The sequence below is a fragment of the Pseudoalteromonas sp. genome, assembly GCF_041629635.1.
GTDB lineage: Bacteria > Pseudomonadota > Gammaproteobacteria > Enterobacterales > Alteromonadaceae > Pseudoalteromonas.
Genome location: NZ_JBFKMX010000149.1, coordinates 1 through 8,420 on the forward strand (window position 1 = coordinate 1; position 8,420 = coordinate 8,420).

Annotated in this window: 14 protein-coding genes; all 14 read left to right on the top strand. The window is 41.1% G+C overall.

Features of this window, described 5'->3' with window-relative positions; genetic code table 11:
• The coding region (locus ABYD77_RS16025) for a hypothetical protein (protein ID WP_372771117.1) at positions 1-877 on the top strand (877 nt) is incomplete at its 5' end.
• Positions 878-1,037: 160 nt separating this feature from the next.
• Positions 1,038-1,274: a hypothetical protein gene (locus ABYD77_RS16030; protein ID WP_372771118.1), complete on the top strand. Its 237-nt coding sequence runs from the start codon at positions 1,038-1,040 to the stop codon at positions 1,272-1,274.
• Between the two features lie 11 nt (positions 1,275-1,285).
• Positions 1,286-1,462, top strand: coding sequence for a hypothetical protein (locus tag ABYD77_RS16035; protein WP_372771119.1), 177 nt, complete (start codon positions 1,286-1,288; stop codon positions 1,460-1,462).
• 15 nt (positions 1,463-1,477) lie between these two features.
• Complete coding sequence (locus ABYD77_RS16040) at positions 1,478-1,663, top strand: hypothetical protein (protein ID WP_372771120.1); 186 nt, start codon at positions 1,478-1,480, stop codon at positions 1,661-1,663.
• Positions 1,664-1,800: 137 nt separating this feature from the next.
• A complete protein-coding gene (locus ABYD77_RS16045) occupies positions 1,801-2,109 on the top strand; it encodes a hypothetical protein (RefSeq protein WP_372771121.1) in 309 nt (102 codons plus the stop codon).
• Positions 2,110-2,215: 106 nt separating this feature from the next.
• A complete protein-coding gene (locus tag ABYD77_RS16050) occupies positions 2,216-2,482 on the top strand; it encodes a hypothetical protein (RefSeq protein ID WP_372771122.1) in 267 nt (88 codons plus the stop codon).
• A gap of 11 nt (positions 2,483-2,493) precedes the next feature.
• Entirely contained in the window at positions 2,494-3,261 is a 768-nt protein-coding gene (locus tag ABYD77_RS16055; protein WP_372771123.1) for a phosphoadenosine phosphosulfate reductase family protein, read from the top strand.
• Positions 3,262-3,483: 222 nt separating this feature from the next.
• Positions 3,484-4,056, top strand: coding sequence for a GIY-YIG nuclease family protein (locus tag ABYD77_RS16060; protein ID WP_372771124.1), 573 nt, complete (start codon positions 3,484-3,486; stop codon positions 4,054-4,056).
• On the top strand, positions 4,053-4,772 hold the full coding sequence (locus tag ABYD77_RS16065; RefSeq protein WP_372771125.1) for a helix-turn-helix domain-containing protein: 720 nt from the start codon (positions 4,053-4,055) through the stop codon (positions 4,770-4,772). The genes ABYD77_RS16060 and ABYD77_RS16065 overlap by 4 nt, the downstream gene beginning before the upstream one ends.
• A 14-nt stretch (positions 4,773-4,786) precedes the next feature.
• A complete protein-coding gene (locus ABYD77_RS16070) occupies positions 4,787-6,121 on the top strand; it encodes a replicative DNA helicase (RefSeq protein WP_372771126.1) in 1,335 nt (444 codons plus the stop codon).
• 101 nt (positions 6,122-6,222) lie between these two features.
• Positions 6,223-6,519 carry a hypothetical protein gene (locus ABYD77_RS16075; protein ID WP_372771127.1) on the top strand — a complete coding sequence of 99 codons (297 nt, stop codon included), beginning with the start codon at positions 6,223-6,225 and terminating at the stop codon, positions 6,517-6,519.
• Between the two features lie 9 nt (positions 6,520-6,528).
• Positions 6,529-7,143: an ERF family protein gene (locus tag ABYD77_RS16080; protein ID WP_372771128.1), complete on the top strand. Its 615-nt coding sequence runs from the start codon at positions 6,529-6,531 to the stop codon at positions 7,141-7,143.
• Positions 7,136-8,032, top strand: coding sequence for a lambda-exonuclease family protein (locus ABYD77_RS16085; RefSeq protein ID WP_372771129.1), 897 nt, complete (start codon positions 7,136-7,138; stop codon positions 8,030-8,032). Before ABYD77_RS16080 ends, ABYD77_RS16085 begins: the two co-directional genes overlap by 8 nt.
• Positions 8,033-8,042: 10 nt before the next feature.
• A partial coding sequence (locus tag ABYD77_RS16090) for a hypothetical protein (protein ID WP_372771130.1) occupies positions 8,043-8,420 on the top strand: 378 nt, incomplete at its 3' end.

The following is an 8,420-nucleotide window of genomic DNA, read 5'->3' on the forward strand; positions in this document are numbered from 1 at the left end:
GCAAGCATCGAACGGAAACTTTAGAAGTGCCACAGCAAACAATTGTTGTAGTACAGACGATCTAACTAGTGCCGCTGTTTATGCCTCTAGGTCGTCTACTTTAGAGTTTAGAGGCGGCTCTGCTCAAAACTCAGGAGCCAGCGGCCTGATAGCGCGCAGAGCTGTTGTGACAATGGACGAAGCAAATGTAGATGGCGCAGCAGACAAAGGAGTTGAGGCAGAAAATTGTTCCCAAGTTAGTTTCGCAAACGGCTCTGCTTTAAACTGCGTTTCAAACGCAATGCGATCTATAGCTAACGCAAACCTGTATGCTGTAGGAACAACCAGTTCAACAACAACTTCGGCAGACAATTTAAATGTAGATATAGGCGGTGTAATTACTGTCGCTGCTAGCAATACGATTGAAGGGGTAGCAGGTTCAGAGGCACAAGTTATAGCGGAATCAAACGTAGCTTACACTAACTCATTCGATACTGCCGGTATGATATTTTTTGACTCCGGGAACGGAGCTTTTAAAATAACCTCTAATGCTAATGGAATATCACAAAGATTTGCAGACGGAAGGATGCTGACTTTTATAAACACAAGTGTAGATACTGGTACAGTGGCTAGCGGAGCTTTTTCTTCCCAACTTACCATGCCAACGCAACCTGACACGTTTGTAAGCATAGATGGCTCTAGTATGAATATCATAGGCAGAACCGCTGTAAGCGGGGGTGGCAGCAGAGTATGCGTCGATAATTACTACAGACCAACCGTCTTAACTGGCACTGCTTGGAGGGTTTTTAACACAGGTCAACAATTAGATGGAGCTAGTACAGGGTTAAGTATAGAATCTGTAAATTTGTCAATGGTGACTTATGGCGCATGGCGATAAAACCTAATAGTAGCTGGTAGTAATTTATCAAGAACAAACCTATGCCTAAAAACTAATATAAACAAAGGAACCATTAATGGTTTTACACCCCTTAAAACAAACTTGACACAGCCAAATAGTTATGTAAAGATTACCCTTATATCAACAACTAAGGGTAATCATGAAAATAACGCCACTGAACGAATACATTAAAATTCACTTCGAAGGTAAGCGCGTGGACTTTCTACGCGCCTACACTTTCCAAAAGCTAGAAAAAGACAGCTTAAAAATTTCGTACAAGCTGAAAGTATACGCTCAACTTCTAAACGACTGGCTAAGAAGCGGCCAGAAATATGTTATGGAAGACGGCAAAAAGATTTACTTAATTTCTCAACCAATCAAGTTAACTAAAAAATAAAGGGGGTAGCCATGACTTTTTTTAAAGAATTACAGCGAGTATTGCTTTTTTCAGCCTATTTAGCCGCAACAACTATAGCGACACTTGCTTGTGTTAAATATGTAAGCGGAGAAAAGCCTAGCGATTTGGTTATATTTCTGGCAATTGTAGCTTCTTCTATCATCTCTGTGCATCAAGCGACTAAATAAAGAGGAGTTAAGGGGATGAACTATATCAACGACCACTTCCGATTTCGAGCTAATAAAAAAGACGTGCTAAAAGAGCTTGACCAAAACCACAATGTAGATGCTAGGCGCAAAATTGACTCTTTAGCAGAAGTTAAAAAGCTAGCAGCCGAGTTAAACATAACATTCGCAGAAGCGCGGGAGATTTTAAGTGATAAAAAATAACGCCCCCTACCCATGCCCGTTATGCAAATGCCCAAGCATGAAAGACGCAACAAAAAACCCAGTGACTTACGAATGTTTTAGCTGTTCGCACCGCTGGACTAAACAAGAACCAAACCGAAAACCAAAGGGGAAATAAAATGATTAGCGGCCTACCAGATAATACGCACAGATTCACAAAGCCAAACTACCGTTACAACATTTACGGCTTTGATTTTTACTGCGTTAATCACGATATTGAGTTTATTCGCCAGCAGCTACAGCAGGTAAGGCATATAGAAAACGCCTGGTTTCAACTTAAGAGCGACTATAACAGCACTTTTGTAGCTGAGTATAAACAAGAGGCAAACGAAGCAGCCAAAGAAGGCACAGCACGCCGAGCGGCTAATATTCAGCTACGCCACAATGTTGAACAGTTACTTAAAAACAGACTCAAGAGGGCTTATTGATGAAAAAGCAAATTTTAGATTGGTTACGAATGATTGCGGGCTGCTGTTTATTTATTTTCTTCCTGGCGGCTAGTATGGGTTTAATTGACGGGATAGAGGTGGGATTATGATTAATACAACACACTTACCAAGTGAAATCTTTGGCGAACCAACAGAGGCCGAAAAGGTTAATGCGCTTTATCGGGAAAGCGATTACTACAAAGAACTATACCATGTCGCTGAAAAGCACAGCATTAGCGATTTATTTGTTAGTAACTCGATTAATCGTTTTCTAGTTAAAAACAGCTTAGAGCTTAAACCAGACGATTTCGAGCAGGTTTTAAACAGTGTTTGCGAAACACTATGTGATAACCTTAATTGTTTTGATTACTAAAGGGGTAAACTATGAGCAGGTATGATTATGTTATTTTTGCCAGCTACGGCAATGATTCTATAGCATTAATACAGTTTGCAAAAAATGAAGGCTTAAAGAATGTTTGCGTTCTATATTCCGATACTGGGTGGTCTGCAGATTGGTGGATTGACCGCGTAGAAAAAGGCGAATCACTAGCCAAGTCTTACGGCTTTGATGTTGCAAGAACAAAAAGCGAAGGGATGGAGGCGCTAGTTAAGCGTAAAAAAGGCTGGCCCATGGGCGGCGGAGCTGCTTTTTGTACTGCAGAGTTAAAAGTTAAGCCAGCCTTAGCTTGGCTGGACGAAAATGACCCGGAAAAGGAGTCGATATGTATGGTAGGAGTAAGAAGAGAGGAAAGCGCTAACCGCCGCACTTTTCCCAAGTGGACAGACTCAAGCGAGAAACACGGAGGGAGGGAACTTTACGCTCCTTTGGTTAATTTTAACGAGTACTCTAGGAACGATTTATTAAGCCAGGCTGGCTTTACACCTTTAGAGCATAGATCCAAAGAATGTTTCCCCTGTGTTCATGCAAATATAAATGATTTGAGAATGCTAGACGAGGAAAGAATAATACACATAGAAAGGATAGAGGGTGAATTGGGAGTGAATTCAAAAGGAAATCCGCGCGTAATGTTTAGACCAAAGCGGCATAAGGGAGCGGTCGGTATAAGGGCGGTCGTAGATTGGGCCATCACGCCCAGAAAAAGGGATCAGCTAGATTTATTTGGTTGCGATTCTGGCTATTGTGGAAGCTAAAAATAAGCCCCAATTAAGGGGCTTTAAGGTATGCCAAGGAGGCATTAAGGGGAATACTTGGGAGTCAAGGTAATTATACTCTTATTATTGACATAATAGCAACACTGTTTTAAATTTACAGATGCGGCTATGGTCTTGAGTAGCTACTTGACCTAAATCCACTATTCCAGAAGTGGTAGCCGCAATATTAATTTTCTGGACTAACAAACTGGAGAAATCAAAATGATCACTTCCTATTCTCGACCAAGAGATTCAAAAGAATTCTATTTTAAATTAAATAATGCCTTAAACCTTTTAGATGATTCTGCTGCGAGCAGCACCTATAAGTTTGCCGGATTATACGCTATATACAAAGATGAAAAGTGCTACTACGTTGGCCAAAGTCAGAACTTATCTAGCAGGCTCGCCACGCACCTAACTGGCGCTTACAGGGCTGCTGATAAGGTTGATTTGTTTTTAGTGTCAAGCCTGGGTTTTGATGACTTTTATGACCGATGCAAGGATTCAAGAAGGGAGGTATTAGAAATAAATGAATCTGTTTTAATGGACAGACTAAAACCAATAGAAAATATATTGCAGCCAGGCAGGGCGGAATTTCCCGATGAGTGCCTTATATATCCACTATGCAGCGATGAAGAAATGATTTGCAGCGCCAGTATCTATCTTAAAAAAAGAGATCTAACACTGGTTGATTCAGAGCCAACTTCAATTTTAAATATAGACCCAAGGTCATTTGATTATAGTATGCTGCAAAACTTCTATAGACTCAAAGGCGTTGAAGGGGGTGAGTCATGAGCTTGGATGCCACTATATGGGCTTGGAAGCAAAATTTGCCAGCCACTCAAAAAATAATACTTCTATCTCTAGCTGATAGGTGCGGGGAGGATTTTACTTGCTACCCGAGCCAGAAGAGATTAGAAAAAGACACTTGCTTAAATATAAAAACAATAAAGGCAAATATTAAAAAACTTATAGATGCTGGCCTTGTGTCAGACACTGGTAAAAGAGTTGGCAAAACGCTATCAGTTAAGGTTTACAAGGTGATGGTTAATTCAACAAGGGAAGGTAGCCCAAAAATGGACCCACTTAACAATGAAGCTAGCCCAATTTTACCAGAAAGCAAGCCCGAAAACGGACTACCTAAGCTAGCCCAAAATAGGGCTATAGAATCTACCATTATAGAATCACCCAATAAAACTAAAGAAAAGGATTTGGTTGACAAGGCATTTGATTTTATCTGGACAGAGACATTGAATCTAAAAAGAGAGTTTCCTAATGGTGGCTCTGGTTCAAAAAAATATGCAAAAATCACATTTGAAAAACTATTCAACAAAGACTACTTCAAAAAACACACAGAAGAAGAATTTAAAAACGAAGTTAATGATTTATTCGACTTAATAAACAGAGAAGCCGAATATTCATTACATAACCTAAAAAGCGGAAATCCGTTTACACCGTTCGAAAGAAAGGCTATGACTTCAATTCTAAACGCAGAAGAATGGCGTAACTAACAAAGGGGAATAACATGGAAAACACACTACACGAAGAAAACACAATCTTAGGCTCTATAATTTCTGATCCGTCAATGATTGACGATGTAGCCGATATTTTAAGCATGGAAGATTTTAGCGACTATCAGAATCGCAAAATCTATAAAGACATTATCGAGCGACACAGAACAGATCAACCGATTGACGCTTTTACTATTGCAGAAACAACCAAGATTGATGTTTCAAACATCATAGAACGCCAGCAAAGCGCATTTAATACAGTTTCGGCAGTAAGTAGCTACGCAAAGCAGATCAAAACGAAGCAGAAACGGGCTAGACTGACCGAAAAGCTGCAAGCTTATACAATGGCATTGCAAGACCAAAATAATTCGATAGACGAGCTTACACAAGCTTTAGAGTTGGATATTCTCAAGATACAAGAAAGCGAGAACGAGAAGCGCGGATACAACCCAATAACCAACGCTATCAAGAAAGCTGTTAATAACCTGGAAAGACGCACACAGCTTGATAATAAGCTTGACGGCTTAGCAACTGGCATTGCTTCACTAGATGAACTTTTCATGGGGTTGAGAGCTGGCGACTTAGTTATCATTGCTGGCCGTCCTTCTATGGGTAAAACAGCACTAGCTTTAAACATTGCCGAAAACAATGTTGACGACTACGGGATGATTCATAGCCTAGAAATGACTGAGGAAGAGTTAGCAGAGCGAATGATTGCTAGTGCAGGCGTTGCGGATTATGGCGCAATTATGTCTGGCAGAATGGACACCACACAGTGGGGATTGGTTACTAATGGCATTGGCAGGTTGAACGGTAAAAATCTTTACATTGATGATTCACCTAACCAGACAATCCAGCATATAAGGGCATCAGCACTCAGAGCCAAGGCCAAGTATGGCAAAGTTGGGTACTTGATGGTTGACTACCTCCAATTAATCAAAATGAAAGGTTTTAACGCAGTAGCCGAGACTGGCGAAGTTTCAAAGACCCTAAAGAATCTAGGAAAAGAATTAGGCTGTCCTGTTATCGTTTTATCGCAGTTATCGAGAGAGTGCGAGAAACGCGCAGATAAAAGACCTATCAATTCAGATTTAAGGGATTCCGGCCAGATAGAGCAAGACGCAGATAAGATTGTGATGGTTTACCAGGATAGAAAGTATAACGAGGAATCGCCGTGGCAATATATTTCGGAGTTAATAGTAACTAAAAACCGAGGCGGCAAAACTGGTACTTGTTACGCAGTATTCCAAGGACATCATCAGCGTTTTGTTGAAGCAGACTATAACGAGGTGGAGAGAATAAAATCTATTGCTCAGCAGCCAGCAGCGCGGCCACGGTTCAATGCCTAGCCTAGCTTAAGCCCAGTTGACCATTATTTAGTAAAGAAATGCTTTACAAGTAAAAAAGGCTGTGTTATATTCGTGGCTCAAGTTTGAAATAAGGGGAAAACATGAAAACTATCGAACTACCATCTATCGACTACAGCGAGGCATTAGACCGAGCTAGTTATAATTTATTTGACGAAATTGTATCAAATGAAAACGCGAAATTGTTGCTTGAGGTTTTGCAGCTGGATGATAACTGTTCAATGCTTGCAGCTTGCCAAGTTATTATTGGAAGCGCTAGAGACAGTAGGTCAACCTTTCACTACTTAATCAATGATTTTGCGGATTACCTAGACGCTTACGTTGAAGAAAACGGCGTTTATATTCCAGAGCTGCAAGAATTTAAACTAAAAATCCAGTAAGGGGGATTTATGAGTCAAGCGCAACACGAACATGAGGTTATGGCAGAACAAGCTGTAGCTTTTTACGCGAAAGTGGCAAAGATACAAAACGAGCTACACGCACCAAAAAACCAATTTAACAAGTTTGGTAACTACTCATACCGCAATTGTGAGGATATTTTAGAGGCGCTCAAAAAAGTGAAGGGCGATCTTGTTGTAACAGTTGCAGATGATATTGTTGTTGCTGGCGATCGATTCTATATTAAAGCAACCGCAACAATCACAGACGGCGTTAATGTTTTAACTAATACAGCTTATGCACGCGAAGCATTAACGAAAAAAGGCATGGACGATAGCCAGATAACAGGTGCAGCTAGCTCATACGCTCGCAAGTACGCGCTAAATGGGCTGTTTTGTATTGATGACAACAAGGATGCTGATAGCAAGTCGCCAGAGGATAACGACACTAGTCAACAATTGATTGATGATATTAATTCGCTAGCTAACTTTATCGGCGCTGATTTATCGAAAGCTGTTAGCTATATATCCGGAGGTTCGGCAAAAAGCTTGAATCAGTTAAATTCTCAGCAATTAAACCAGATTCTTAACCAGTTAAAAAAGAAGCAAGGGGAACAAAATGTATAAAATTATTGATTTAGAACAAAACACGCCAGAGTGGTTGGCTTGGCGCGAGGGCAAGGCAACAGCAAGCCAAAGCCCAAGCGTTATGGGTGAATCAAAATACTTTCCTCATACGCCGTATGAAATGTATTTAATTGCTACCGGCCAAGCTGAAAAGCCTTTTTACAATAAAGCAATGCAGCGCGGTCATGAGTTCGAGGACGAGGCATTGCAGCACGCAAATCGGTTTTTTGATGCAGACTATAAGCCTTTGCTGGCTGAGTCTGAGTTATACAAAAACTTTGCCGCTAGTCTTGACGGGTTCGACCCAGCTAAAAAGCTCGCTATTCTAGAGATTAAAACCACTAAAGAGGGTGGCGCTATCTGGAATAACGGTCTAGAGATATATCATTGGCAGTTAACCCACCAATGCGCTGTTATGGGTGTTAGTGAAGCTATGCTTTATGCATACGACCCAGACACAAAAACAGCAAAGCCGATGCTTTTTAAGGTAAAAGATTCGGATATTAAAAAGCTGGTAAAAGCCTGGAATGATTACTTTAACTGTATTAATAATTTTGAAATCCCAGCGCTAACAGACCGCGATTATATTGACGGTGAAAAAATCGAAGGTTTAACTGATATGCTTGAAGAATTGCGCGAAATAAAGCGCCAGCAGGCAGAGCTTAAAAACGCCTATGATTTAAAATTCCGCGATATTGTCGAGCTATGCGGCGACAGGCCGACCAAAATTAACGGCTGCACTATTTCAAGAACAACACGAAAAGGCAACGTTAACTACAAAAACATTCCAGAATTGTACGATGTAGACCTTGATAAGTATCGAGGTAAACCGACAACTTTCTGGACCCTGCGAGAGCCAAGAAAAACCAAGACAAATTCAAATAACTAGGAGATAAAAAATGAAAGACATTGTAGCGGTAACAGGCAAATACATGAAAGGCAATGAAGAAAAGGCCGAGTTTACAAAAATCGGCGCTATCGGCGTATCACAGAGCGGCAAAGAATATGTAATTCTAGATCCTAGTATATCCCTTTCAGGTGTATTAGCTAAGCAGAACGCTCTAGCAATTCAAGAAGGCAACGCGCAACGAGCTACTATTATGTGTTCAGTGTTCGACAAAGGCCAGAACCAGCAGCCACAGCAGCAGCCGCCACAAATGCAGCAGCAAGCACCACAGCAGCAGCCGCCACAAATGCAGCAGCAAGCACCACAGCAGCAGCCGCCACAAATGCAGCAGCAAGCACCACAGCAGCAGCCGCCACAAATGCAGCAGCAA

Excerpts from the sequence above, each read along its gene's own strand:
- ABYD77_RS16055 (WP_372771123.1), top strand. The coding sequence starts at position 2,494 with ATGAGCAGGTATGATTATGTTATTTTTGCCAGCTACGGCAATGATTCT.
- ABYD77_RS16070 (WP_372771126.1), top strand. The coding sequence starts at position 4,787 with ATGGAAAACACACTACACGAAGAAAACACAATCTTAGGCTCTATAATT.
- ABYD77_RS16035 (WP_372771119.1), top strand. The coding sequence starts at position 1,286 with ATGACTTTTTTTAAAGAATTACAGCGAGTATTGCTTTTTTCAGCCTAT.
- ABYD77_RS16040 (WP_372771120.1), top strand. The coding sequence starts at position 1,478 with ATGAACTATATCAACGACCACTTCCGATTTCGAGCTAATAAAAAAGAC.
- ABYD77_RS16085 (WP_372771129.1), top strand. The coding sequence starts at position 7,136 with ATGTATAAAATTATTGATTTAGAACAAAACACGCCAGAGTGGTTGGCT.
- ABYD77_RS16080 (WP_372771128.1), top strand. The coding sequence starts at position 6,529 with ATGAGTCAAGCGCAACACGAACATGAGGTTATGGCAGAACAAGCTGTA.
- ABYD77_RS16030 (WP_372771118.1), top strand. The coding sequence starts at position 1,038 with ATGAAAATAACGCCACTGAACGAATACATTAAAATTCACTTCGAAGGT.
- ABYD77_RS16050 (WP_372771122.1), top strand. The coding sequence starts at position 2,216 with ATGATTAATACAACACACTTACCAAGTGAAATCTTTGGCGAACCAACA.
- ABYD77_RS16045 (WP_372771121.1), top strand. The coding sequence starts at position 1,801 with ATGATTAGCGGCCTACCAGATAATACGCACAGATTCACAAAGCCAAAC.
- ABYD77_RS16060 (WP_372771124.1), top strand. The coding sequence starts at position 3,484 with ATGATCACTTCCTATTCTCGACCAAGAGATTCAAAAGAATTCTATTTT.
- ABYD77_RS16075 (WP_372771127.1), top strand. The coding sequence starts at position 6,223 with ATGAAAACTATCGAACTACCATCTATCGACTACAGCGAGGCATTAGAC.
- ABYD77_RS16065 (WP_372771125.1), top strand. The coding sequence starts at position 4,053 with ATGAGCTTGGATGCCACTATATGGGCTTGGAAGCAAAATTTGCCAGCC.